Origin of the sequence: Paenibacillus silvestris (assembly GCF_009882985.1) — a bacterium.
Taxonomy (GTDB): Bacteria; Bacillota; Bacilli; order Paenibacillales; family NBRC-103111; genus Paenibacillus_E; species Paenibacillus_E silvestris.
In genome coordinates this window covers 80,362-106,080 of sequence record NZ_WTUZ01000038.1, presented here as the reverse complement: position 1 = coordinate 106,080, position 25,719 = coordinate 80,362, and the positions used below count along the sequence as shown (strand labels likewise).

At 47.5% G+C, this 25,719-nt stretch carries 21 protein-coding genes and 1 riboswitch; of the genes, 13 read left to right on the top strand and 8 right to left on the bottom strand.

Translation table 11 applies throughout. From position 1 onward, the window contains the following. Positions 1-50 precede the first annotated feature (50 nt). The 4 genes from GQF01_RS28990 to GQF01_RS28975 form a co-directional block, all read right to left on the bottom strand. Positions 51-806, bottom strand: coding sequence for a DeoR/GlpR family DNA-binding transcription regulator (locus tag GQF01_RS28990; protein ID WP_161410428.1), 756 nt, complete (start codon positions 804-806; stop codon positions 51-53). Positions 807-945: 139 nt separating this feature from the next. Then, positions 946-1,686 carry a (S)-benzoin forming benzil reductase gene (locus tag GQF01_RS28985; RefSeq protein ID WP_161410427.1) on the bottom strand — a complete coding sequence of 247 codons (741 nt, stop codon included), beginning with the start codon at positions 1,684-1,686 and terminating at the stop codon, positions 946-948. Between the two features lie 923 nt (positions 1,687-2,609). Further along, positions 2,610-3,548 carry an aldo/keto reductase gene (locus GQF01_RS28980; protein ID WP_161410426.1) on the bottom strand — a complete coding sequence of 313 codons (939 nt, stop codon included), beginning with the start codon at positions 3,546-3,548 and terminating at the stop codon, positions 2,610-2,612. Positions 3,549-3,592: 44 nt separating this feature from the next. Then, positions 3,593-4,588: a Gfo/Idh/MocA family protein gene (locus tag GQF01_RS28975; RefSeq protein ID WP_161410425.1), complete on the bottom strand. Its 996-nt coding sequence runs from the start codon at positions 4,586-4,588 to the stop codon at positions 3,593-3,595. Positions 4,589-4,723: 135 nt separating this feature from the next. Between GQF01_RS28975 and GQF01_RS28970 the strand changes: the two genes are divergently transcribed. After that, complete coding sequence (locus GQF01_RS28970) at positions 4,724-5,569, top strand: helix-turn-helix transcriptional regulator (protein ID WP_161410424.1); 846 nt, start codon at positions 4,724-4,726, stop codon at positions 5,567-5,569. Here GQF01_RS28970 and GQF01_RS28965 read toward each other — a convergent pair. Next, a complete protein-coding gene (locus tag GQF01_RS28965; protein WP_161410423.1) occupies positions 5,558-6,376 on the bottom strand; it encodes a glycosyltransferase family 2 protein in 819 nt (272 codons plus the stop codon). The two genes, GQF01_RS28970 and GQF01_RS28965, sit on opposite strands and share 12 nt — an antisense overlap. A 106-nt stretch (positions 6,377-6,482) precedes the next feature. On the opposite strand from GQF01_RS28965, the gene GQF01_RS28960 reads away from it, so the two are divergent. The 7 genes from GQF01_RS28960 to GQF01_RS28930 all read left to right on the top strand — a co-directional run bounded on the left by GQF01_RS28960 (position 6,483) and on the right by GQF01_RS28930 (position 14,877). Continuing rightward, positions 6,483-8,924, top strand: coding sequence for an HAD family hydrolase (locus GQF01_RS28960; RefSeq protein ID WP_161410422.1), 2,442 nt, complete (start codon positions 6,483-6,485; stop codon positions 8,922-8,924). 91 nt (positions 8,925-9,015) lie between these two features. Next, entirely contained in the window at positions 9,016-9,666 is a 651-nt protein-coding gene (locus GQF01_RS28955; RefSeq protein ID WP_161410421.1) for a DUF2238 domain-containing protein, read from the top strand. A 28-nt stretch (positions 9,667-9,694) separates the two neighbouring features. Further along, positions 9,695-10,780 carry a lactonase family protein gene (locus tag GQF01_RS28950; RefSeq protein ID WP_161410420.1) on the top strand — a complete coding sequence of 362 codons (1,086 nt, stop codon included), beginning with the start codon at positions 9,695-9,697 and terminating at the stop codon, positions 10,778-10,780. A gap of 385 nt (positions 10,781-11,165) precedes the next feature. Further along, complete coding sequence (locus GQF01_RS28945) at positions 11,166-12,524, top strand: MATE family efflux transporter (RefSeq protein ID WP_161410419.1); 1,359 nt, start codon at positions 11,166-11,168, stop codon at positions 12,522-12,524. A gap of 150 nt (positions 12,525-12,674) precedes the next feature. Then, positions 12,675-13,115 (top strand): MarR family winged helix-turn-helix transcriptional regulator, encoded by a 441-nt coding sequence (locus tag GQF01_RS28940; protein ID WP_161410418.1) that lies wholly within the window; start codon positions 12,675-12,677, stop codon positions 13,113-13,115. A gap of 6 nt (positions 13,116-13,121) precedes the next feature. Then, positions 13,122-14,378 (top strand): MFS transporter, encoded by a 1,257-nt coding sequence (locus GQF01_RS28935; protein ID WP_161410417.1) that lies wholly within the window; start codon positions 13,122-13,124, stop codon positions 14,376-14,378. 130 nt (positions 14,379-14,508) lie between these two features. Beyond that, positions 14,509-14,877, top strand: a complete 369-nt coding sequence (locus GQF01_RS28930) for a hypothetical protein (protein WP_161410416.1) — start codon at positions 14,509-14,511, stop codon at positions 14,875-14,877. A gap of 422 nt (positions 14,878-15,299) precedes the next feature. Here GQF01_RS28930 and GQF01_RS28925 read toward each other — a convergent pair whose 3' ends face one another. The 3 genes from GQF01_RS28925 to GQF01_RS28915 form a co-directional block, all read right to left on the bottom strand. Continuing rightward, positions 15,300-15,650: a LytTR family transcriptional regulator DNA-binding domain-containing protein gene (locus tag GQF01_RS28925; protein ID WP_161410415.1), complete on the bottom strand. Its 351-nt coding sequence runs from the start codon at positions 15,648-15,650 to the stop codon at positions 15,300-15,302. Between the two features lie 168 nt (positions 15,651-15,818). Beyond that, positions 15,819-17,252, bottom strand: a complete 1,434-nt coding sequence (locus GQF01_RS28920; RefSeq protein ID WP_161410414.1) for an NAD(P)/FAD-dependent oxidoreductase — start codon at positions 17,250-17,252, stop codon at positions 15,819-15,821. A 58-nt stretch (positions 17,253-17,310) separates the two neighbouring features. After that, positions 17,311-17,409, bottom strand: a riboswitch (purine riboswitch). Positions 17,410-17,481: 72 nt separating this feature from the next. After that, positions 17,482-19,236, bottom strand: coding sequence for a sensor histidine kinase (locus tag GQF01_RS28915; protein WP_202556762.1), 1,755 nt, complete (start codon positions 19,234-19,236; stop codon positions 17,482-17,484). Between the two features lie 97 nt (positions 19,237-19,333). Between GQF01_RS28915 and GQF01_RS28910 the strand changes: the two genes are divergently transcribed. From GQF01_RS28910 to GQF01_RS28890, 5 genes are all read left to right on the top strand, one after another. Further along, complete coding sequence (locus tag GQF01_RS28910) at positions 19,334-20,071, top strand: MBL fold metallo-hydrolase (protein ID WP_161410413.1); 738 nt, start codon at positions 19,334-19,336, stop codon at positions 20,069-20,071. 242 nt (positions 20,072-20,313) lie between these two features. After that, a complete protein-coding gene (locus GQF01_RS28905) occupies positions 20,314-21,336 on the top strand; it encodes a LacI family DNA-binding transcriptional regulator (RefSeq protein WP_161410412.1) in 1,023 nt (340 codons plus the stop codon). 33 nt (positions 21,337-21,369) lie between these two features. Continuing rightward, positions 21,370-23,385 carry a right-handed parallel beta-helix repeat-containing protein gene (locus tag GQF01_RS28900; protein WP_161410411.1) on the top strand — a complete coding sequence of 672 codons (2,016 nt, stop codon included), beginning with the start codon at positions 21,370-21,372 and terminating at the stop codon, positions 23,383-23,385. A gap of 27 nt (positions 23,386-23,412) precedes the next feature. Further along, complete coding sequence (locus GQF01_RS28895) at positions 23,413-24,723, top strand: ABC transporter substrate-binding protein (RefSeq protein WP_161410410.1); 1,311 nt, start codon at positions 23,413-23,415, stop codon at positions 24,721-24,723. Between the two features lie 30 nt (positions 24,724-24,753). Beyond that, the gene (locus GQF01_RS28890; protein ID WP_161410409.1) at positions 24,754-25,707 is read left to right on the top strand and encodes a carbohydrate ABC transporter permease; all 954 of its coding nucleotides are present in this window, start codon (positions 24,754-24,756) and stop codon (positions 25,705-25,707) included. Positions 25,708-25,719: the final 12 nt, after the last annotated feature.

Genomic DNA, 25,719 nt, shown 5'->3' with positions numbered 1-25,719 from the left:
TGAAAAAAACTCGATCCCCGGTGATAAGCCGAGAGGTCGAGTTTTTCTTTTTAGAGGAAGGGGGCGCCGGCGTCTTTGAAGGCTTCCTTCATTTCTGGCGTTATTTTGGAATCGCTAATAATTCCGGTCGTTTCCTGTACTTCACCGATAACGAATAGGGAGCTGCGACTGAACTTGGAATGGTCTGCCACGAGGTACGTCTCCATGGATTGTTTCATCATGCGGCGATTCGTTTCGGCTTCCAGCTCATTGTAGATCATCATGCCGCGAGTTAAGGAAATGCCGTCTACGCCCATGAAGGTTTTGCGGATGCTGAGATTATCGAGTGTCGCATTGGCGAGTGGTCCCGAAAGTTCAAACGTTTGCGTGCGAATCACGCCGCCGGTCAGAATAAGCTGCAGCCCTTGCGTGCCGATCAGCTCGTAAGCGATATTCACCGCATTCGTGATGACGGTGAGGTTCTTGAATTGGTTTAGCTTCTTGGCGATGAACGTTGTCGTCGTGCCGCCGGTTAGGCCGATAATATCGCCGTCTTCGATGAAGTTAAGCGCTTTGTCGGCGATTTCTTTTTTTTCTTCTGTATAAAGGTCCATTTTGTTGAAAAAGGGGACTTCCACCTTCAAGCTTTCCAGCACGGCGCCTCCGAAGGTGCGGATGCAGCGTTTCTCTTGCTCCAGAATCTCAAGATCCCGCCTGGCTGTTGCTTCCGATACGCCAAATTGCTGAACGATATCGATCAAGGCGATGGAGCCTTTATCTTTGATGGCTTGCATAATGGCATCTCGGCGAATATCTGTCTTTCCCATGGAACCTCCTAAAAAGCTTTCCTCATGGAAAGCTAGCTAACGATGTAAGTAGTGCTAGCTTCTATCTTATCATGTGGATGGATAAGCCGTCCATTGGGTGGAGGGTGAGGAACAGGTGTGGTTGCTTGCTTGATGCTGGCTACGAGAGGAGATCCTCAACAACTGTGCCTTGATGGAAGGAGGAGCCGAGTAATAAGCTGATCAATTTGTCAGCTGTTGCATGGGGGGATGTCAGCATGCCGCGATCTTTTACCATTTTAAAAATATCAGGTGTATTCAATGCCTCGGTGCTTGTGTTCCTTGCCTGTTCTTGTAGACCTGTATCGATCATGCCCGGGTAAACCGAAACGATCTTGACAGCCGTTGATTCAGTACCCTGTTCCAATCCCACGCATGTTGAAAAAATATCGAGACCAGCTTTGGCGGCCGAATACGCACTCATTCCTGGCAGTAACTGTTTGGCAGAGGCCGAGGAAATGTTCAATATGCGCTTTTCTAGCGGTAGGTGCTGCGTTAGGCCAATAAAGCTGGAGGTAAGCGCGATCGGGGCGAGTAGATTGATATGCAAGTTGTCCATTAATTCTTGGGAGGTAGCCTGCTCGATTCGGGAAAAAGGCGTGAGGACGGCCGCATTATTGATGAGATAGATGCCTTCGGCGTTAGCTAGATCGATCTTCTGGAACACTTGATCCATCAGAGCCTCAATTTCGTTTACGTTTCTTAGGTCGAATTCGTAGTAGTCTAGGCTACTACTAGCGGCTATTAAGTTATCGTTCTTTGTTCTAGAAATACAGATCAAGTGATGATCAGGAGAGATGAGCTTAAGCGCCATCGCTTCTCCAAGACCACGGGATGTGCCGGTGATCATAAAATATTTCATTTGGACAACTCCTTATTTAGAGTAAGTGGGGCTAGGCAAATTTATGGAAGGTGGGACACACATAGGTAGGGGGGGGCTGTATGCCTTCGCAGAGCATGAGTCCCAGTTATCTGTCGTATCTCCAAACTTTTTCGGCGAGTGAGGACTATAGTCCTCTATTTCATTCCTTGCCACTCAGTAGCCCAGATTCGGCATCTCAATCGGAGGTCCCTTTGGCACTGGGTGATGTAATCCGGTCATTAACGCCGATTACTCCTGCTATTTGCTACAAATGATGCTGATTTTGGGTAATAACTGGAATTTCTCCGGTTAATATTGGCAAATCAATGTGATTTCGGCCAGCTGCCGACGATTTAGCTGGAGTTTCTCCTGCTAATCTGTTTCCTGCCACCCAGCAAGGCGGATTAACGCCAGTTTTTCCACCTATTTTATTGGAAACATCTCAATCGGATCTTCTCCCTGTCGTAGGGCTACGCTGGGAGGAAGTGAAGCATGTGTGGAGGTGGGGAGTAACTTAGGTGGGAGGAGGATGAATAGTGGTGGGGAGCAACTTGGGTGGGAGGAGTGATGAATAGTGTTGGAGAGTAGCTAAGGTAGGAGGAGTGATGAATTGTGTTGGAGAGTAGCTTAGGTGGGAGGAGTGATGAATAGTGTTGGTGAGTAACTTAGGCGGGAAGAGTGATGAATAGTGTTGGAGAGTAGCTTAGGTGGGACGAGAGATGAATAGCGGTGGGGAGTAGCTTAGGTGGGAGGAGAGATGAATAGTGTTGGAGAGTAACTTAGGTGGGAGGAGCGATGAGTAGCATTGGATTCCTATACTCGACCGTGAGGCAAGGTCGAAGAGTCACCGAGTCTGCTGATGACACGGTGACAGACAACGTGAAAAAGCCCCGGCAATACCCGCCGGGGCTAACCTCATGCAGCTACACCGTAGCCGCAGTCAAATCAAGCCATGCCAACTCCTGCGGAGTGAGCACAAGCTCCGCGCCGTCGCGGCATGAAAGCATTTCGGCCTCGTTGCGCGGTCCGATAAGCGCGCAAGCCGGGAACGGCTGGCTCAGCACATAGGCGAGCGCGATCTGAATCGCGGTTACGCCTTTTTCCTGTGCCAGTTGTTCCGCGCGGTGCAACCGCGACCAGTTCTCGTCGCTGTAGAACACGCGAACGAGATCAGCGTTGTCGAGCACGTCCGGCGAGTACCGGCCGGTGAAGAATCCGCGCGCCTGCGAAGACCAGGACAGCAGCGGCAGCTGCGTGGATTCGTGCCAGCGCAGAGCTTCCTCGTCGACGGAGACGCAGCCACTCCAGAACGGCTCTTTCGCTTTCGCGAGGCTGAGGTTCGGGGAGCTGAAGCTGAAGCCGACAAGGCCGTTTTTCGCTGCGTAGTCGTTCGCTTCTTGCAGACGTGCGTGCGTCCAGTTGGAGCCGCCGAATGCGCGAATGCGTCCAGCTTCTACATGTTCGTTCAGCGCTTCCAAGATGACGCCAACCGGTACGGCTGGGTCATCGCGATGCAGCGCGTAGAGGTCGATGTAGTCGGTGCGGAGACGCTCGAGTGATGTGAAGAGGTCGCTGCGAATCGCCTCTGCGTTCACGCGTGGACCGTTTTGATCATGGTGCGCACCTTTTGTGAAGATGTTAATGTCATCGCGGTTGCCCAGCTCATCCATCCAAATGCCAAGCGCTTGCTCGCTTTGCCCACCACAGTAGATAAAAGCGGAGTCAATGGTATTGCCGCCAATTGCTAAATAATGTCCAAGAACGTCACTGACTTCCTGACGGTTGTCCAGACGGAAAAAATCAGAGCCCATAATCAGTTTGGAAACAGGTTTATCTAAGCCTTTAATTTGAATGTGCTTCATCGCAGTCATCCCAACCTTTCGTATGATAAGTCATTATGGATAGATTACAAAACAATGCGCGAACGCGTTCTTGCTGACTCCAGACAAGCGTCAAGTACTTTCATGTTAAGGATGGCATCATTAGCCGGATAGTTCGGCTGCTTCTCGCCCCAAGCGGCATAAGCCAAGTCGTCAACTTCTAACGCGTATTGGTTCAGGAAAGGAACCGTTTCTACCCGACGCTCATTACGGGAATGGACAATGAATTGACCGGATTCATCCGTAGGGGTGACAAAGGCAGAAGGGACTTCAATACGGCCTGTCGCTCCGACGATTTCAATGGTATTACGGAAACCAGCCCACATGCCGCAGTCAAAAGTTAGTGCAACATTGTCGCTGAATTCCACAAGTCCGGACATCATCATATCGACATCATCATGCTCAGGAGAGAAGAAGGCGTGCGTCGTAACCGCTTCAGGCTCACGGCCTAGAATCATTCTCGCTGCGCTGATTGGATAGCAGCCAACGTCATATAACGAACCGCCGCCCCATTCACGTTTGAAACGGACATTTTTACTGTCGCCAGGGTTGCTGAAGGTGAATGCGCCATGGATGCCGCGAATATCGCCGATTTCACCGGAATCAATGATCTCCTTAATTCGCGTGTATCGCGGATGATGGCGGTACATGAACGCTTCAGCAAACTGAACGCCGGCCTTCTCACAGGCAGCAACCATTTCTTCCGCATCAGCAGCAGTAAGGGAAGCGGGCTTTTCGCAAAGGACATGTTTCCCGGCTTCAGCAGCACGAATTGTCCACTCTTTATGAAGATGGTTAGGTAGAGGTATATACAAAGCGTCAATATCCGGATCGGCAATTAATTCCTCATAACTGCCATAAGCTTTTGGAATATTAAGCTTCTCTGCAACTTCTTGTGATTTCTGCAAATCGCGACTTGCTATAGCGCTTACAATACCAGTTTGTGACTGTACAATTCCGGGAATACACGCCCTAATTGCAATACCTGCACAGCCTAAAATTCCCCAACGAAGCTTTGTCATGACGTTATGATCTCCTTTGAAAAAAATATTTAATAGCGTTATATTGTTATTATAAAACGAGTTATTTAAAATGAATATGATAATATATTGCATCAGATATCGGAATATTGTCATTGAGGGAGGAGGGCTCGACGAATGAAAAGACAAGTCATGCTGCCGAGGCTGCAGCAATGCCCTTATTTTATTTTTCCAGAATCGGTTGGCTGGTATCAGGATTTTCCCGACCATTCGATTTATCGGCAAGAAGGTTATTATGATTCGTACAGCATTCATTTTATCTTGGCAGGCAAAGGCTATGTGGAGATTGAAGGGGAGCAGCATGTGCTTCAAAAAGGCGATGCTTTTCTTTATTTTCCATTTCAAGAGCAGCGTTATTACTCCTCCAAGGATGATCCTTGGGACGTTCGTTGGGTTCACTTTTACGGGAGTCATCTGAAGGAGTTTATGTTGGAAAAAGGCTTTTTGCGTACGTTATGGACACTCAAAAGATGGAGCGAACTGGATGAGGCGTTTCACGAGCTGCTGTTAGAAGCGGAATCGCATAGCATTCTGAAGCCGACGAATCTCTCGACGTTATCCTATAAGATTCTGAGTGAATTCATGAGCTATGCGGCCCCGTTAACGAGCAACCGAGGGATAGAGTCCGTGGACCGGATTCTGGCTATACTTCCAACCATGCAGCAAAAAGCCTGCGAACCGTTCATTCTCGAAGAATGGGCGGAGCTCACAGGCGTAAGTACTTATTATTTCTGCAAATTGTTTCGCAAAGCGACCTCGATGACACCGCTCTCCTTCATTACGCTATGCCGCATTCAATTTGCGAAGCAGCGTCTGATTGAGAAGGAGAGCTTAGCGATCAAAGATATAGCGATTCAAGCCGGCTATGCCAGCGCCAGTTATTTTAACCAGCGCTTTCAGGAGCAAGAAGGGATGACACCAAGCGAATTTCGAAGCTTGTATGGCAAAGGTTTATTTGAATAAGCGCGAGCGAATCGGTTCTCCGTCCCAAATGATTTCGGTCTCGGCTTGACGTTCCTTGACTTCCGGTTCTTCAAGCAGGAGGAAGAAATTTTTGGTTGGCAAATCACCGAGCCCATGTTTGGCAGAGAGCATGTCCAGGAAGGGGCGCATATTGTCTAGCTGGCCTGACATGTTGCTGGTGCCTTGCTGCGCAAAAGCGTAGAGGACGCTCGCAATGGGCGCGCGCTTCACACGAAATTTCTCAGCAGCTCTTAAGAAGAAATCCCAGTCCCAATAGTGGAACACTTCCGTATCAAAAGGTCCCAAAGCTTCAATCAATTCAGGACGGAATATGCAGCCTGATGAGAAAAAGGTAGAAAATCTGCGCATCGCCGGCACATCAAATTCATAAGCGAAAACGAATCGGTTCGTGATCGAGCGGGCGTTATTTTCATAGACATAGTCGAAGATTTCGACATCGGGATACACAAGATCATACCCTTCAATTTCTTGCAGCATACGTTCAATATGAATGGGGAGCAGCAGATCGTCATCATCGCAGAGCATGATGTAATCGCCTTTCACCTCTTGCAGGCCGCGGTTTCGGGCGTGAACATGCTTGAGGTTTTGCGGCATATTAACAATTTGAATGGCGAGCTCCGGGTACAGCTCCTGAATGAAATCTACCGAAGGACCGGCATCGTTGACGACAATGATTTGCAGGTTTTTGTACGTTTGGCGGTATAATGATTCTGCGAGCTCAGCAAGCTCAATGCGGCGATTATACGTCGGGATAATAATGGACACCAAGGGTTGATCAGACAACATAAAGCACCTCCGATTTATCATAGAGTAAGCTTACCTCAAATTCGTCATACTTCTCAAATACATTTGTGCAAGTTGCTGCTTGCGCCAAACGCGAAGGAGGCTCGTGATGCCAAAGGAACCGCATATTCCGATAAGTTCGACTGATCTATTTTTATGGGAAAAAGATCGTTATTTGAGCGTCTTAGCTGGGAAACTACAGGATATTCGGCTATTAAGTCTGGACATTTTTGACACGCTGCTATTTCGTACTTGTGCGAATCCGTCAGATGTATTTTCGGCAATTGCCATGCAAGCCCATCCTAACGGTTCACTGAAAACGCATGTATCCCCCGAAGCCTTCAAAGAAATGCGTATTCGTGCTGAGCACAAAGCGCGTGCAAAGCAAGTCGCTCGAACGGGCTTCGGTGAAGTGACGCTGGAGCTTATTTATGAAGAAATACCGGAAGCGATTTGCCGTAGAAGCGAGCTTGTTCGGCTGGAAGTGGACGTTGAGGCGGAATTTTGCTATGTGAACCCTCACGTAACTTCTTTGCTATATGCCTGTAAAAAAGCGCGGATTCCGGTGGCTTTGTTATCGGATATGTATTTGTCGTCAGAGCAGCTTCGGCGAATTCTTGCATCAGCAGGGCTTGATCTGTCTCAGGTGGATACACTGCTCGTCTCATCAGAGGAGCACGAAGGGAAGTCGTCAGGGCATCTGTTTGCTAGGCTCAAAGAGTTTTATCCACAAATCGAAAGCCAATCTATTGTACATATTGGTGACAATGTGGCAGCAGACGTGGAAGGTGCAGCCAAAGCAGGGATTAGAGGGCTGCACTATCCTGTCATTCTGGAGCATTTTGAAAGCATCCATCATTGGGAATTTGTCAGACACGGGGATGTTCTGCCGGAATGGAAGTCATTGCGGAAGCTGGCTGCCGCTTCGGATTTGGCGGTTGGAAGCCAAGAATACGATCGGACCTTATACCAATTTGGCACGGATGTGATCGGACCCTTCCTGCACACCTTGTGTGAATGGGTGCTTGATATTTGCGCCGAGGAGGGCATCACTTGTGTGAATCCGCTGATGAGGGAGGCGTATTTGTTAGCTCCGATGCTCGAGCAAGCTGCGCATATCAGAGGCGTGGAGCTTCAAGTAAAGCCGATTTATGTGTCTAGACAAGCAACTTTTATGGCGGGGCTGGAGCATTTTGGGGAAGATGAGCTTGCTTATTTGTTAGGGATTCAAGGTTTGAAAGTGGGAGAGCTTTTCGACGTATTGGGTATTGGGTTGGAAGAAGGGCATTTCGAAGCCTACACGAAGGAATCAATTGAAGCATGTAAGTACATAGCTGGTGATAATGGCTTAACTATTTATGATTTTCTGCGCGATTATCTACGAAGTGAAAGAGGACAGAGTAAGCTCTTAGCTTCGATTGAGCGTCATAGGCAGCTTATGGTGGGCTACCTGGCACAGGAGTTTGGTTCCCCGGAACGGTTAGTGACGATTGATATTGGGTTTCAGGGAACGATTCAAGGGGCCTTAGAAAAGATTGTGAGACTCGCAGGAAAGCAGCCGGAAATGAAGCATTTGCTTGCCGTTGGCACGAATCGGCTGGATGAGCTCCGTCTTCAAAGTATGGACATTCGCAGCATGCTCCGTTCAGGCAGTGGTGGAAGTGAGATGGGGAGGCGGATTGCGAGGACGCCGGCTTTTTTGGAGGAGCTAATGATGGGCGGTTTCGGCTCAACGCTGCGTTATGCGGAAGACGAGTCTGGCGGAATAAGCCCGGTGCAAGCACAATTGCACAGAGCGGAGGAAGAATACGCAGGAAAACAAGCGTGTCAAAAAGGAGCGCTCGCCTTCCAAGGCTACTATGCGTACCTGCTTCAGCAGAAAAAAGGACGACTGCCACGAGCGTCCAAGCATCCGGAAGAGTGGAGCAAGCCGCTGCACCGCGTTCTAGCTATGCCGAAGCCAGAAGAGGCAAGAGTTTTGGGGGATTTAACACATCAGGACAATTTCTGTACGGAGTACATTGCCCCGATTTGTGGAGCTGTAGACGAAGAATGGTACCTGGCGGGCCCGGAGGCCTTTCTGAATAGCTGCAATTATGCGCCGTCGGTTTTGAATGTGAATTGGCCGCAGGGGTTGGTAACCAGAAGGTTCCCATACTATTTGTATCATTATTATTTGCAGCTGGCGGATGGATTCGGCAGTCAGGCCATGATTTTCGATACCCTTCAGCGGGTGAAAAAAGACGGTGTTCGCTCCCTACTGCTGTATGGAACAGGTGCATTTGCAGAGCAGGTGCTCAAAGCTGCTTGGTTTCACGGGATCCATATTCCTTATTGGATCGATCCGGTTGTAGGGGCTAATACGGCTCCTTGGGGCCGTTTTACTTATCAATCATTAGCTGAGGCAAGGGCATTGTCAGAGGCGTCCGGAGAGACTGCGCCTGCCTTCCTGATTGCGACGCTATCCGAGCTAGAAGCTTATCCGAATCAGATTCTGCAAGCTTTTGAAGGCTCAGAAATAACACCAAAACTTTACCAGCTGCGTCCTTAAATTAGGTTCAGTACTACATAAAGTTAGTACTTTTGGAAAAGACTGTGGCGAGATAACCTAAGTTTATAAGCTAAACTAGGGGGGCTCAGTCATGAAAGAGAAGGAAAACATCGGGCAGAAACAAGCAAGAACCTTTGGAGCGAATTGGCCTTTGCACGCGATGATCGTCATTTATACCGGATTGTGGATATGGATGGCGATTGCTCCTTATAGCAGGTTCGATTGGGTATTGGAAAATCTGTTGATTTGGGCAGCGCTTATTGCCCTCATCAGCACTTATAAGCTTATAACCTTCTCCAATTTTTCTTATGCATTATTTGGCTTGTTCCTGGCGCTTCATACTGTAGGAGCTCATTATTCGTATAACGAGAACATCGTGGATGTTTGGATGAAGCTGATGTTGCATTCAGAACGCGATAATTATGATCGCTTGGTGCACTTTAGTTTTGGGCTGCTGCTCGCCTACCCGTTAAGGGAAGCTATGAGTGCGTGGACACAGCTAAGCCGCAGATGGCTTTATGTGATGACCTGCGTTAGTATATTGGCGCTGGGAGCTTTTTATGAGCTGATTGAAATGTGGGTAGCTACTCTTGTTGCTCCGGAAATTGGTACGTTATTTCTTGGAACACAAGGTGATCAGTGGGATACGCATCATGACATGGCGCTGGCGCTCTATGGGGCTGTTATCGCTATGGTGGTGACGGCTGTACTTGGGCGCAGGAGAGAGCGGAAGTTCGAGTAATATATTAAACAAATGGAGGCTGATCACTATGTCAATGGAAGAACAGAAAGATTTGTATGGCTACATAGGTTCGTACACGAACGATGTTCAAAAGACGGGAATTACCTTATTTAGGCTCGATAGGCTTAGTGGAGCAATTACATTGTTGGACACGTATACTGATTTGCCCAACGCTTCGTTTCTTGCGCTGAATGCGGACCGGACTGTCTTATATGCAGTTAGTGAGACAGATACTTATCTAGGCGGCTTCGGAGGCTCAGCCGCGGCATATGCTATCGAAGCTGGAACTTGGAAGCTGACGAGATTAAACCAGCAGGCCACTGGCGGGACTGCTCCTTGTTATATCAGCGTTGATCAGACGAACAGCGCTGTTTATGTAGCCAATTATTCAAGCGGAAGTGTGACTTCTTATAAGATTGAAGAGGGTGGAGGGCTGAGCGAGCCTACGCAGTTGGTCAAGCATGAAGGTACTTTAGGGCCGCGAACGGATCGCCAGGAGCGTCCGCACGCGCACTCGATTGTGTTGGCGCCAGACAATCGGTATGCGATTTCCGCCGATCTGGGCCTTGATCGGCTGATCGTGAGCCGCGTTGACGCGGAGGGCGGCACGCTTCAGCCGCACGGTGAAACAGCGGTGAAGCCGGGCGCGGGCCCGCGGCACTTGGTGTACAGCGCGGACAGTCGCTTCGTGTACGCGGTTGGTGAGCTGGACAGCACAGTGACTGTGCTGGCCTATGAGGCGAGCGCGGGAACGCTGACCGCGCTCCAAAGCCTTTCGACGCTGCCGGAAGGCTTCAGCGGCGAAAGCACATGCGCGGACATCCATCTCTCCAGAGATGGCCGGCATGTGTATGTCTCGAACCGCGGACACGACAGTATCGCGGTTTATGCGGTTGACGGACAGAGCGGCACGCTGTCCGTCGTGGGTTGGCAGGCGACGCTGGGGCAGACGCCGCGGAACTTTGCCCTGACGCCGCAGGGAGACTTCCTGCTTGCGGCGAATCAGGGCTCGGACAGCATCACGGTTTTCCGCGTAGACGCGGAGTCGGGGATGCTGCAGGAAACCGGGCAGGCCGCGGCGGTATCGCGGCCGGTTTGCTTGAAGTTTCTCTAAGCGTTGAGCTTCTAAGCTCTAGGCTTAAGGCAATGAGCCTACAGCCAATTGTAATGGCCCCCACGGGCGCTATTTCCAATAAAATAGCCTGATTGTTGAGCTAACGGACACCAGAAGCGTTATTACACCTTGAAGCAGCGGAAAATGCTGCCAACAAGGTAAATAGCGGCTGCTGTGTCCGTTAGATTTTTTAAAGTGCTCTAATTCATGAAATAGAGGCACCTGAGTCCGTTAGCGCGAAAGCAGACGGCTCCATCTCTCGTCGAGCTCCTCCCCACTTAATGCAACAAAAAGCATTGACTTCTCAAGAACAGTTGTTAAAATAGAACTTTGTATGTACATGGTGAACGCGTGTACACAATAATGTTAAGAACAGGAAACCGTTATGGAAACCGCAAAGAAAATGACGTTATTCGGGCTTGTATGGCCGATAATGATTGAATTATTTCTGCAATTTATGATTGGTACGGCGGATACGCTGATGGTGAGCCGGATTTCGGACGATGCGGTAGCTGTCGTTGGGATCAGCAATCAATTTTTCCAAGCTGTCATCATGCTGTTCGTTCTTATTTCCAGCGGAGCGGGCATTGTCATCTCACAGAAACTGGGAGCAGGCAAAGAAGAAGAAGCTCGGAAAGTGGCTTCGATGGCTTTTACATTAACGCTGGGGTTAGGCGTCGTTGTTTCATTGCTGCTCTATTTCGGTGTGGATTTGTTCGTATATTTCCTCCATGTCCCTACATCACTTCATGAGATGACACGGCAGTATATTCAAATTGTGGGCAGCGGAACGATCGTCATGGCTGCCGTATTAACTTTGAGCACAATTATCCGCAGCACAGGAAATACGAAAGGCACGATGCTTGTTGCTATAGGTATGAACATCATCCATATTATCGGCAATTATGTGTTTATTTTTGGTGCTTTGGGGTTACCAAAATGGGGACTGTTTGGCGTTTCCCTTTCAACTGTGGGAAGTCGTGTGATAGCGCTATTTGTACTTTTTTATATTTTCCGCAAAACGTTCAGCACACTGATTACTTGGAGTGACCTGCGCGAATTCCATCGGGGATTATTGAAAGAGGTAGCAAAAGTCGGCCTCCCGATGGCTGTTAGCTCTGCTTCGTGGACCTTGTCCCAGGTCGTCCTTTTTTCGATGGTCGCCACGATGGGCGCAGAGCAGCTAACGGCGAGAACGTATTTAAATACGATGGAGTCCTTCTCCTTCCTGGCAGGCTGGTCATTTGCGATGGCGGTCCAAATTCAGGTTGCACATTTATTCGGTGCAGGGCAGATGGAGAAAGCTTATCGCAGCCTGTATAAAGCATTATTCTGGGGCGAAATAGTCGTGGTTGCCAATACGCTTCTATTATTTTTATTCGGCAAACATATCGTAGGGGCATTCACGGATAATAACCAAATTATCACGATTGTTGCTGGTGTCATGGCCATGAATTTAATTCTGCAGCCGCTCAAAATGTGGAATATGCCGCTCAATAATGCCCTTAACGCCGTCGGAGAGACGAAATTTGTGATGTATGTGAGCATTGGCGTTATGTGGATCTTTGCAGTTGGAGGCACGTACGTATTTGGTCTAAAATTTGGATGGCTGCTCCACGGCGTCTATATCGCTATGATATTTGACGAGGCAATCCGCGGATTCCTCGCTCAGCGACGCTGGATGGCGCGCAAAAAACTGCCGAAAGCCGTTGTTTCTACAAGCTCGATAACCGCTCATTTGTGAGCAACAGCAAGACAAGGCCCCCTAAAAAGGGTCTATTTTAGCCGAAAAATTGGTTGCGCATGCAACTAATCGAGCGTATGATGAATTAGTGGCAAGTGCAACGATTCGGTCAGTCCCATTCATTTTTGCAGGAAGGAAGGAGATAGGATCATGATTGATGCCCGAAACAGCATTCCCAGGTGGATTTCACTGTTATACCGGTATGGACAAATGTACATTGGTGAGCATCTGAAAGAGTACGATATCGGCAAGGGGCAGCATATTTTCCTCAATGCGCTTTATAAGGAAGATGGTTTGACGCAAGAAGATCTGGCGGACTATCTGAAAATCGATAAGGGTACGACGGCGAAAGCACTGAAAAAGTTAGAGGAGCAAGGCTACATAACGCGCACGGTCAGCGAAAAGGATAAGAGATGCAACGAAGTTCATCTGACGGAGAAGGCTCTTTTGATCAAGGAGGATGTGCGTAAGGTACTAACGGATTGGCGGGAGCGTTTGACCGATGGTCTGTCGGAAGAAGAGAAGCAACTGGCACTAACCATTTTGGAGAAAATGGGCAATAATGCAGCAAAGTTCGCAGAGGAGGCGTAAATCAGAATGAATATGAGGGCAGCAGGTTCGGTTTTTATTGATCGACATTTCCATGCGCTAACTCATCGTAATTATCGATATCTTTGGACAGGGCAATGTGTATCGCTTATCGGGACATGGATGCAAAATATCGGGCAGTCCTGGCTCGTTCTAACGCTTACAGGTTCGCCGCTCAAGCTTGGTTTGGTCACGGCTTGTCAATTTCTGCCGATCCTTTTATTTTCACTATTTGCGGGTATTATCGTAGATAAATTTCCTAAGAAGAATATCCTTTTGGTCACGCAGTCGGTTTCCATGATTCTTGCTTTTTCACTGGCGACGCTTGTTTTGACGAACACGGTGAGGTATGAGTATATTATCGTGCTCGCCCTCTTGTTAGGGCTTAATAATACGCTCGATATGCCGACCAGGCAGGCTTTTAACATTGAAATCGTTGGAAAAGAAGATCTGATGAATGCCATTGCGCTCAATTCCACGACGTTCAATATGGCTAGGATTGTAGGTCCTTCCATAGGCGCAGTGATGATGGCTTGGCTTGGTGCAGGCTGGTGTTTCTTGTTAAATGGAGTCAGTTTCATAGCCGTGTTGTATGGGATACTTCAAATTCAAGCAGCGCCTTATGTCCGGAAGAAAACCTCGCGAGAGGGCGTTTTGAAGGAGATTAAAGATGGAATCGTATACATCGCAAGAGATCCAGTATTAGCTCAAACGATCTTGCTCGTTACGGTGATTGGCACTTTAGCATTTAATTTTAACATCCTCATTCCAGTTTTCACGAGAAATGTCTTGCAATTGGGAGAAACCACATACGGTACCCTGATGTCCTGCCTTGGAATTGGCTCTTTTGCAGGGGCGCTAACGATGTCATTTCGCAGTAAGAGAGGCCCAAAGGTCAAAATAAGTATTATGGCTAGCCTAGTGGTTGCCAGCTGCTTGATTCTCAATGGGCTTAGTACGTCAGTTTGGTTGTGTGGTGGGATACTGGCTCTAACAGGATTTTTCAATATTATGTTCGCCACGAATAGCAATTCCAATCTTCAAATGAATGCGAAAGAGGAGTATCGCGCGCGGGTTATGAGTGTCTATGCGCTCGTATTTGCCGGTTCTACACCGTTTGGCAGCTTATTTGCGGGCTATGTCGCAGATCGTTTTGGAGCGAATGGGGCCTTTGTCGTATGCGGGTTACTGACGGGTATTTTATGTTTAATTATTATCTGGAAATTTCGGAAAACAGGCGAGAAAAAATCGCTTGAGGTCGCATAACCATTTTATCCATATTTTGGATTGTCAATTAGAAGCGTTTCCATTACAATATGATTTATATTCATGTCGTTATTGGGGAGGTAATCTTGTGCTAGGGTTTTTGAAAAGATGGATGTATTCACCTAAACATATGCCAAAGCAAGATCCTGCAAACGCTGTGGATTACAAAACGATGGAGATTGACGTGGTTATCAAGTGCTTTGTGTCGGATAAGGACAGGCCTTTTCGTGTCATCTTCAAAGTAGAGAAACAAGGCTCTTTCTTTTCCAAAGATATCTTTGTGCAAAATGTCGATGCTAAGACACCTTACGAGTTGGTTCATAACTTTTCCACGCTGGGTATGAATTATGAAGAGCTGAAGAAGTACGGAAGCACGGATTATGCGGAGTACAGCTTTGCTACTTTGGAAGAAGCCAAGAAGGTAAAAGATACGACGGTGGAATACATACGTTTTCTGATCCGCGAACATCAACAAGAGACACTTGCTCAAATCTCATAGCAGGACCACATAAAGGAGTCAGCGATTTGATCGCTGGCTCTTTTTTTTTGCTCGTTGGTGGGTGGCGGTGGTTGTAGCGGAATAGCTGGAAATTCTCCAGTTAAAAATAGCCCTGAAAGGGGCTACGGAGGAATAACTGGAGTTCCTCCAGCTAATTCGGCTGCTGCGTCCGAATATAGGTGAAACTTGAGGAATTAGATGGAGAATTTCCATCTATTCGCCTGGAACCAGCTGAAATGGACAAATTAGCTCCGTTAGTTCCTGTTAATAATTATCCCCTTCCTCCACAGCCGCAGAAGCCAAGTACTGGCAGACGTACCAAGAGGCCGTGACGGCAACGCCCGAACATCCCACAACAAAAAAGCTTAGCCAGATCCCCAACATGGATCTAACTAAGCTTTTTTGTTGCTGCCAAGCGGCGATTACTTCTTCGCTGCTTCCGCTTTGTGCTGCTGCACAATCTCTTTCAAACGGTATTGGCGAAGTTTGGTAACCGAAGTGTATTTGGAATCTGCTCCTTTGACCTCAAAAAACACTTTGCCATCTTGAATCTGAACAATTTTATGTGTGTTCACATAGCAATCTGTATTCACTTTGAAAAAAGCGCTGCCCGTTGTAATCTCTATAATCTGCTCAGTGGACATCCGTTTTTTGATGTGAAAATTTTTCCCATGAAAAGAGACCAGCCCATGTTCTCCGACCCGGAAGTACATTATATCTTTCTCCAGTACGAAATTTTCATAGCTGTTTCTTGTTTCGAGCGCTACAGTCATTTTATTATCCCCCTTTAAAATGATAACGCTTACAATTGAGAACGTTTTCATTATACCGCATTTATCTGGTTTTTTAAAGTGTTTTTCATGTAAAAAACGGACCTCCATTTGAAAAAAAGGAGATCCGCAATCGTGTATTTCCTAGGAAATATTTAACAGCATTAATGCTTATTTGATTCGTTCGAGCACGTTGCGTGCCACCCATACGCCAGCCGCGCCGGCTTGGGCTAATCCTCTTGTAATCCCTGCACCGTCACCGCCGCAGAACAGGCCTTTAACCTCAGTTTCAAAGCTTTCGCTGAGCTTCGGTCGAGCGGAATAAAACTTCGCTTCAACACCGTAGAAGAGGGTATGTTCAGCCGCAATCCCTGGGGTTACCTTTTCAAGAGCGTGAATCATTTCAATTAAGCTTTTCATTGTATTGTAAGGCAGCACGAGACCTAGATCGCCAGGAACAGCTTCCGCCAAAGTCGGCTCAAGGAAGCCCTCGCGAATTCGATCCGCCGTAGAGCGGCGTCCCCGCATGATGTCTCCGAATTTCTGTACAATGACGCCGCCGCTTGATAAATCGTTCGCATGCTTGCAAATTTCCCGCGCATATTCGTTCGGCTTATCGAACGGCTCAGTGAATTTGTGGGAAACGAGCAGAGCGAAGTTCGTATTGCTGGAGCCAAGGGCCGGATCCTTGTAAGAGTGACCGTTCGCAGCCATTACGCCGCTATGATTCTCAACAACAACATGACCGGACGGATTGCTGCAGAAGGTGCGTACCCGTGTGCCGACAGAGGTATTGTAGATGAATTTCCCTTCATACAAGTGCTCATTGATTTCACGCATCACGACATCTGAGGTTTCTACACGCACGCCAACATCGACTTGGTTGTTGTACATTTTCAAGCGGCGTTTTTTCAGGACTTGTGTTAACCATGCGGAACCGTCCCGTCCGGGAGCTAGCATCACATGATCACTATGGATCTCCGTGCCATCTTTTAGACGGATGCCTTGAATGATATGTTTGTCTTCCCGTTTGACCGTTATGATGTCATCGACTTCAGCTTTGAACTGCATGTCGATGCGTGTTTTCAAATGTTCGTAGATGGATTTCAGAATCATTAAGTTCTGTTCGGTGCCTAAATGCCTGACCTGCGCGCGAAGCAGCTTAAGTCCTGCCGCGTAGGAACGCTGCTCAATATCTTTCACAGCTTCGGTCGTCGGGTCCGTGATGTTCTCCGTAGCACCATGCTCTAGATTAATACGGTCTACATACCGGATCAAATCAATTACCTGGCTAGGAGGTAATATATCCGTCATCCAACCGCCGAATTCCGTGGTGATGTTGAACTTGCCGTCGCTATAAGCACCAGCACCTCCGAAGCCAGCGGTAATGGAACATGCAGGCAGACAGCCTGAGAACTCCTTTTTACCAGCTGGGGGAGGACATAACTTGATTTTGCTTTCCAGTATCGGGCAACTGCGATGGTAAATATCATGCCCTTTGTCGACGAGCAAAACTTTAGCGGCAGGGTGAAGCAGTGTCATTTCATAACAGGCGAAAATACCGGCAGGTCCTGCACCAACTACGATCAAATCATAAGCGTTCATTGCGATCTCCTCTGGAACATTCATTTTTGGACGCAAAAAAACCTAGCCACACGGGTATGCAAAAGCAAGAACCCGTCGTAGCTAGGAAGTTATGGCTTCCTCTAGAGACCCTTAAGCCAATTCTCAAGGATATACGAACGATAATGACGTATGTGGCAGTTTCTTATTGCCTTAAACATCATAATACGAACAATTTATGTTGTCAATCGTATAATGTTCGTCGAATCATTTAAACTTCAATGGTAATTGTAAAGGTTGTTTCGCTTTCCGTTGAGCTTACCCGAACGGTTCCATCATACTTGTCGACCAGTTGTTTGACGATACTTAGCCCTAAGCCAGCGTGAAGGTCATCTGGATTCTTGGTCGAGAAGCCAGGCTCGAAGATTCGTGCGAGAAGTTCACTGGGAATCTGTGCCCCATTATTGATAACAAGGAAGATTAGAGAATGTCCATCCGCATAACCGACTAGACGAACCTGTTTGTCCCCTTCTTTATTAGGCAGGGAGACGGCATCGAATGCGTTATCAACCAGGTTGGAAATGATGCGAACCAAGTCCGTTGCCTTCACGGCTCCAAGTGGGATATCTTTGAGATTGGCAACATCATGCTGAAACGTAATTTTACGCTCAACGGCTTGAATGACTTTGGACTGAACAATGGCTGATAGTGCTGGCACATTGATTTGGATAATATCGTTCAGAGCGGTCGTTTCACCGATCAGTTCAGCGGTATAGCGGCTCAGCTCCTCGAACTCTTTGAGATGGACAAGTGAATGAATCGTCGATACATGGTTATTAAAATCGTGCCGTTGCTCCTTCATGGAACGGAATAGTGATCCGATATGATCAACATATACTTCTTGAACGCTTTCCGCGGTAGCCTCGCGATTGCGGTTAATGAATCGAAAGCTCAAAATGACCAGAATGAAGGCAAGAATAGCGGTTGTGGCGATAAGAAGCAGGAGGTTTCTTTGCTGCTGATTCAGGGAATTTTGCACTTTCTCATAGTCGGCCGTAAGTCCAATTACGACAGGGATATCCAGTTGGAGCGGGATGAACATTTTGAGGTAGGATCTACCGTCAATGTTGGTGAGCAACCGCTGCGTCTGTTTTGATTTTAAAACCGATTGCACCATGTCTTGATCGCGCTTATCTTTCATGGTGTAGGAGCCAAACAAGATTTCCCGGTCAGTGAACCAGGTATAGCCTTCTTTCTTGTACTGTTCCTGTTGTCCAAGGAAAATGGGCGGGTTAAAAACGGCAATTTCTTCGGCGCCATGGTCGGTATAGCCATGGATCATTTCATTGATAACGGCATCCACGCCCGTTTCCCGTTGATAATCACGAAAGAAGGTATCGTGAACATAAGGATCAAGGATGTAATTCGTGCGGCCATCATAATAATAACCCCATTTGTCCACATATTGCGGGTCTGACATGGACGTATTCATCGGTCCCGACCAATAATTCGGTAAGGCCTGGCCAGTTTTGACATTGGTTTCTTTGGTATCTAGGAGTTGATTGAAAGCTTTGAACCAATCTCGGCTCCAGTTCTTGGTGCTCATATTGATTTCCTTCGGCTCCGTAGATTTATAGCCAATGATGTCATCGCCGCTGCGTTTCATGAGTGTAATATGATCGACCATCAGCTCTTTGCTGAGAAGGACAAGCTCTTCATTGGTTACTTTTTCGATGTCCGGATCAAGCTTGTACTGCAAAGCTAAAGAAGCTGTGCGCAAATTTTGCCCGATCAGATTTTCCACATATTTCTCGCCAGCCTTGGAATGTTTAATGGAAATGGCTATGGTATCAGCAATTAACTCCAGTTTGGTTTCAAGCTCCGATGACAGCATCCGCTTCGAGTATGTGTAGAATACGCTGTCGGTTAGTAGTACAATGATTAACGAAATCATGAGGATGAAGAGCGAGGAACGCAGTTGGATTTTTGGCTTAGGTTTGTGCGGTGAAGGTGAAAGTGAAAGCATGATGTCCTCCTAATGACAATTTTCTACAGGTATCATATTACATATTCCTTGGCAATAGCGTATCAATTTAACGGGACTCTGAAGGGAGGCGTGTAGGATGAAATTAACATTTTTGGGCTGTGGTGATGGCTTTAGTGTCGAGCAAGGCCATAACAGCGCTCTACTCACGTTGGGAGATACCAATCTGTGCATCGACTTTCCAGAGTCGAATCATGCAAGTTTGCGTCAGATGGGCATGAAGCTCAATGAGGTTGAGCATATTTTCGTCACCCATTTGCATGAGGATCACATTAATGGCTTGTCGAAGCTGGCGTTGTTTCATCGGGTGTATCCCGGCAAAACCAAGCCGAAGCTTTACGTGCCAACAGGCCTGCTAGCTGATCTATGGCAGGTTTTGCGTCAGGGGCTGGAGCTAACCACGAGAGGGAAGCGGGTTCTTGAGGACTATTTTGACGTGGAATGCGTAGAAACTGCTTTTGAAATCGCGGGTGAGCGGTTCGAGCTTATTCGTACGCAGCATGTGCCGGACATGCTTAGCTACGGCCTGTTTTGTAAGCCATATTTCTATTTTAGCGGAGATACGAGGTTGGATGAGACGTATTTAGCGGAGGTTGCCGGCGAGGTGCAAACGATCTTCCATGAATGCCATATGCAGGAGGATCAGTTGCCGTCGCATACGTCACTTGATGAGCTGCTATCTCTCCCAGCGTCCATTCAGGAGAAGATGCTGCTCATGCACTATGTGGATGATTATGTGCTCGCGGATGCGCGTGACCCGTTTCATGTCAAGCATAAACTTCGTTTGGCTGAGCCATTGCAGGTGTATGAGTGGTAGGACCGCGGGGGTGAATAAGAGTCTCCAAAGACGCTTATCAAATAGCAGTATTGAAATGAACCTAGCGGATAATTCTCCGCTGGGTTTTAATTCATTTACCCTCGCGAAACCCGCGGGAAATAAAGCTTTTTGTCGAATGTTTGGGTTTGTTTTTTTGTGTTGACACTTGGTAATGCAATCGATTACACTACGTTTGTAATCGATTGCATAGCTTGCACGACACAACTGGAAAGGGTTCGTTTATGGCTAATATTTATGACATTGCAAAGTTGGCGAACGTATCCGCCGCCACGGTCTCAAGGGCGCTGGCTAATAACGAGAAGATCAGTGCCGCCTCCCGAGAGAGAATACAGAAAATCGCAGAAGAACTGGGTTATCGCCCGAATCTTGTGGCAAGGAATCTCCGCCAAAAGTCATCTTTGATGATTGGCTTAATTTTGGATGACGTGTCCGATGAGCTTAGTGGATTTATCGCGCGAGGTGTCGAGGATGAAGCCCGCAAGAACGGCTTTAGCGTTCTGCTTTGGAATATTCAGCACGAGCTCGAAAGTGAAGTTGCTGCTCTTGATTTTTTTACCAATTTAAAGCTGGATGGTGTTATTCTCGCCGATACGACGCTGAATGCGGTGGAGGAGTTTCCACACTTGAAGATGCCCACTGTTTTGATTAACCGTACGGGAAGCGATGAGGAATCGATTCATAACGTGCTCACGGATGATTATGCCGGCGGTTATGATGCAACAACGTATTTATTAAACTTAAATCACACAAAAATTGCGTTTATCAACGGACCATTCGATTGGCACGCCAGTGCAAAACGTTTGAACGGTTATTACGATGCACTGAAAGATCACCATGTGGAGCCTAGGGAAGAATTCGTCAAGCATGGAGATTGGTACGAAGAATCTGGATACAAGCTGGCGAAGGAATTGCTGCTTCTAGAGGATCGGCCGACCGCCATTTTCGCCTCAAGCGACATGATAGCTATTGGTGTTATGGATGCGGCGAGAGAGCTCGGGCTAAGCATTCCTGATGACATTTCGATCATGGGGTATGATAACCGGATTATCGCCAAGTATGCTAGACCAAGGCTGACGACAATTTCGTTGCCTTTGTATGAAGTAGGGATGATGGCAGCTAAGACACTTTGCGAGATCATTCAAAACCAAGCTCATAAGGATAAACAAGTGAATTTGCTGGTCAAAGGGAATGTGATTGAAAGAGAAACGACAAAAGCGATCCAAGTTGATTCAGGAATAGATTGAAGCGGGTGAGAGGGAAAGGGGAGCGCCAAGGAAATGAGCTTATATGTGAAGCCCTACTCAGGCATGGTGATTACGGAGGATGTTATCTTCGAGCCTGGCGAGTATGTGTTTAGTGATGGCCTTGGCCTTATCGTCGCTGGGGATGGAATTAGCATTGATGGAAACGGCGCAATCATTCGCGGCCGTGGACGGGAAGGCAATATCCATACGTATAGTGGAATTGGCCTTTTGGCGAGCGGGATCAGCCACGTTACCGTGAAAAACACGACCATTCGCGGTTTCCAAACCGGGATGAAAGTCATGAATGGGTCCAATTGGACGATCCTGAACAATGATTTGTCCTACAACTACTCAGACCCAGACTATGGTTGGGGAGATGGTGAGCCGTTTGGTGCCATACACCTAGAAAGTGTGACACATAGCACGATCAAAGGGAATAAAGGCAATTATAACTGGAACGGTCTTCATCTCAAAAACTGTGAGATCAACGTTATCGAGCATAATGACATGTCTCATTGCACGAATGTGTGCCTGAAATTGTGGCGCTCCTCCAATAATACATTTTCCAATAATAATTTTAGCTATGGCATTCGCATTGCTCCAGGAGAAGTACATGCCAGAGATTCTACATCAGCACTCATTGAAAGCGGTTCCAATAAAAACAGATTTTATGCAAATGATTTTACATATGGAGGCGACGGCGTATTTATCCGTTCATTAAACGGTTGGGTCTCCACAGATAATTATTTTGAAGGCAACGATGCTTCTTATGCGCACAATAATGCGTGGGAGGTATGGGATCCGGGAAACACGTTTGTAAACAACAAAGGTAATCATTCGAGCTATGGCTTCTGGCTAGGGGGTTCCTGTCATGCCGTGCTGATAGGGAATGAAGCAGCCTACAATGGCGTGCGGATTGCGAATGCGCCAGAGCCTTTCGGGAACGCAGGGATTGCGGTCGTGAACGGTTCAAGCAGTCATTTTATCATGCGCAATAATCACATCCATCACAATAAGAGCGCAGGTCTCGCCATCGGGTTCAAGCAAGGGTACGAAGCGTATCACTGGATCATTGAACAGAATGAGATCACGGATAATGACACCTATGGCATTTATATGAAGCATGCGGAATGGATCAACATATCTGCCAATGTGATGGCGAATAATCGGCTTGGCGACGTGCATCCGGATGTCAATGTGAAGAATGTTGCGATTAGCTCCGAAACGACCCAAAAGGCAGCGCCCCAAGCAAAAGTAAATCTATTGACTTCTCAGGCAACAGCAGGGCAGCCTATTTCCTTTACTGCATCTGAAAGTGTGGACGTTGAAGGCGGAGCTCTCGTTTACAGGTGGGAGATGGGTGACGGAACGGTTCAAGAGCAGCCGGAGATCACGCACATTTACGAAAATCCGGGGTTCTATCGCGTTGCTTTGACCGTTTCAAGCGGCCTCTTATCAGACCTTGCTTGGTATGACCTGTATGTGCTGCCTCATCCGGATACGGTCCTGCTTGCTGTGGATGCAGCCTTAACGCAAATTACGCATGTAGTGCCTGATCAATTCGCTTCCATAACGCAAGATAGGGACAATGCTGTTCAAAAGGGGCAATCCGTCTACCTGCGTTCCGCTTCAACACTGACGCGAATTCGTTTGGATATAAGTACGCCAGATAGGCAGTTATTTCAGCTTAATCAGGCGACACAGTTCGCCTTCTGGATGAAGTACCACCATGAAATGTGGGGTGGTTTCACGCAAGACGGCTTGAAGCTGCGGTTCATGCAAGATGACCAGAACAGCATCCATTACCTGTGCAAAGCACCTATCTTCAATTGGAGCAAAATTGCTTCTGAAGCCAGATACGGGTGGTCGTATTTTCAAGTTCCTCTGGTCACGGCGGCAGATGCGCAGACTTTCAATGAGAGCTCAGACACCTGGCACGTCAAAATCACTGGAAATCCTCAGTTCAGCAAGCTGCAAAATGTGGTTATAGAATACTCTTCTCATGGCGGACAGTTTCATGTATGGCTGGATGAGATTGTATTTTTATAATAATTAAAGACGGGGAGTTGGTAGGTTATGGTGAAGACTTCAACAATCGTATTAGCAGGATGTTTGGCTTCAGTGGTTGCCTTATCGGGTTGCAGTGCAGATAAAGATAGTGCAGCAACGACCAGTGGAAAAAGCGGAGAGAAGGTCAAATTACGCATTTCTTCCGGCGCAGCAGTTGAAGAAGCAACAGCGGAACAAGCGGCGATCAAAGCTTTCATGGACAAAAATCCGAACATCGAAGTAGCCTACGAACCGATTCCAGGCGACGACTCTAACCAGAAGCTGCTTGCATCCGTCGCATCCGGCAATGCACCAGACGTATTCTTGATGGATTCCGTCGTACTCCCCCAATTTATTGACAACAATGCCGTGCTGGATATGGGTCCATATGCCAAAAAAGATTCAACGTTCAACAAGGATGTCTGGTATGAAAATGTGTATAATATCGGCGTTCGCGGTGATAAAATCTATGATCTTCCTCGTGGTTTCACACCGTTAGTCGTGTATTACAACAAGGAAGTGTTTGATAAAAGCGGTGTTCCGTATCCCAAAGAAGGCTGGACCTGGAACGATTTTCTTGAAACAGCGAAGAAATTAACGAAAGCAGGCGCAGATGGCAAAACCGAGCAGTATGGTTTCACAGCTGATCCCTACTTCTATAAGTCGGTTCCATTCGTATGGCAAAACGGCGGTGACGTTCTTAGCAAAGACGGTAAAACCGCCAAAGGCTTCCTGAACAGTCCGGCAACTGTGGAGGCCTACCAGTTCTACACGGATCTAGTAACCAAACATAAGGTTTCTCCGACACCATCGGTGAAGAAAGCATTCGGCGACCTTTTCTTCCAAACAGGCAAAATCGCGATGAATATCAGCGGTCACTGGACGTTGCTTGGTTTGAACGATACAGCTAAAGCGGGTAAGTTTAACATCAATAATTTGGGTATCGTTGGATTGCCGAAAAGTAAAGAGAACGTTTCCGTCATGTATGAAGCGGGTTGGGCAGCATCGGCAAGCACGAAACATCCGCAAGAAGCGTATCAATTGGCGAAATTCATGGCGGAGTCGGAGGTAGGCCAGAAAATGCGCATTCAATCCGGCCTCGAGCTTTCAGCCGTGAAATCGGTATCCGAAGAATACGCGAAGGATAAACCGCTGGAGCAGGCATTCGTGAAAGAGGTTCAGTACGCGCGTCAACCTTGGGGCTCGATTCATCCGAAATGGGATCCGATTGAGAAAGAAATCGACAAAGCCATTGAACAGATCATCGTGAACAACACGCCAGTTCAAAAAGCGTTCGACGACGCTGTTCCCAAGATCGATAAAATTATTAACGAGTAGTTAGCTTCGTGTCAGGAAAGGAGAGACACTATGGAAAGCGACGCTGCGGTAAGCCTCCCTTCATCCAAACAGGTCACTAAGCCGAGTTTCTGGAAAAAACTTAGAGGGCAAACAGCTAGCGATGAGAAGCCAATCGGTTATTTATTCATCTTGCCTGCCTCTTTGCATTTGATCGTTTTCATTATTTATCCCATATTGTTCGCTTTATATCTTAGCTTTCATAAGTGGAGCATCCTGAAGCCGGATAAACCCTTCGTTGGCCTAGGCAACTATACAAAACTGCTCGATGATACCGACTTCTGGATTGCCATGAAGCATACGTTTTATTTCGTGGCAGGCAGTGTGCCGACGGGGATTGCTGTTTCCCTCATCGTCGCCATCGTGCTGAATCGGAAAATGCGGGGAGTCTATTGGTTCAGGACGATCTTTTTTCTTCCCGTTATCTCCTCGACCGTAGCTATTGCGATGGTTTGGCAGTGGATTTTGCAGCCGGAGTTTGGCTTATTGAACTTCCTGCTCGCCAAAGTCGGCATTACAGGCATCAAATGGCTGCTGGACCCGAATTGGGCCATGATTGCCGTTATCATGGTATCGGTCTGGAAAGGGATCGGATATCAAATGATCATTTTCCTAGCTGGTTTACAGGGCATTCCCGATCATCTGTATGAAGCAGCCAAAATCGATGGTGCTTCCAGATGGCGCATGTTCTGGTCGGTCACGGTGCCACTGCTGACGCCGACACTCTTTTTCCTGGCCGTAACTTCGGTTATCTCTTCATTTCAAGTGTTCACGGTCGTCTATATGTTGACTGAGGGCGGCCCGCTCGGCTCAACGGATGTAGTTGTCTATCATATTTATGATCAGGCATTCAAGCGCTTTAACATGGGCTATGCCTCGGCGCAGTCATACGTCCTGTTTGCGGTTATTTTCACGGTTACAATGATTCAAATCAAAGTCATGAAACGATTTAATTATGAATATTAAGAGGGGGGAGTG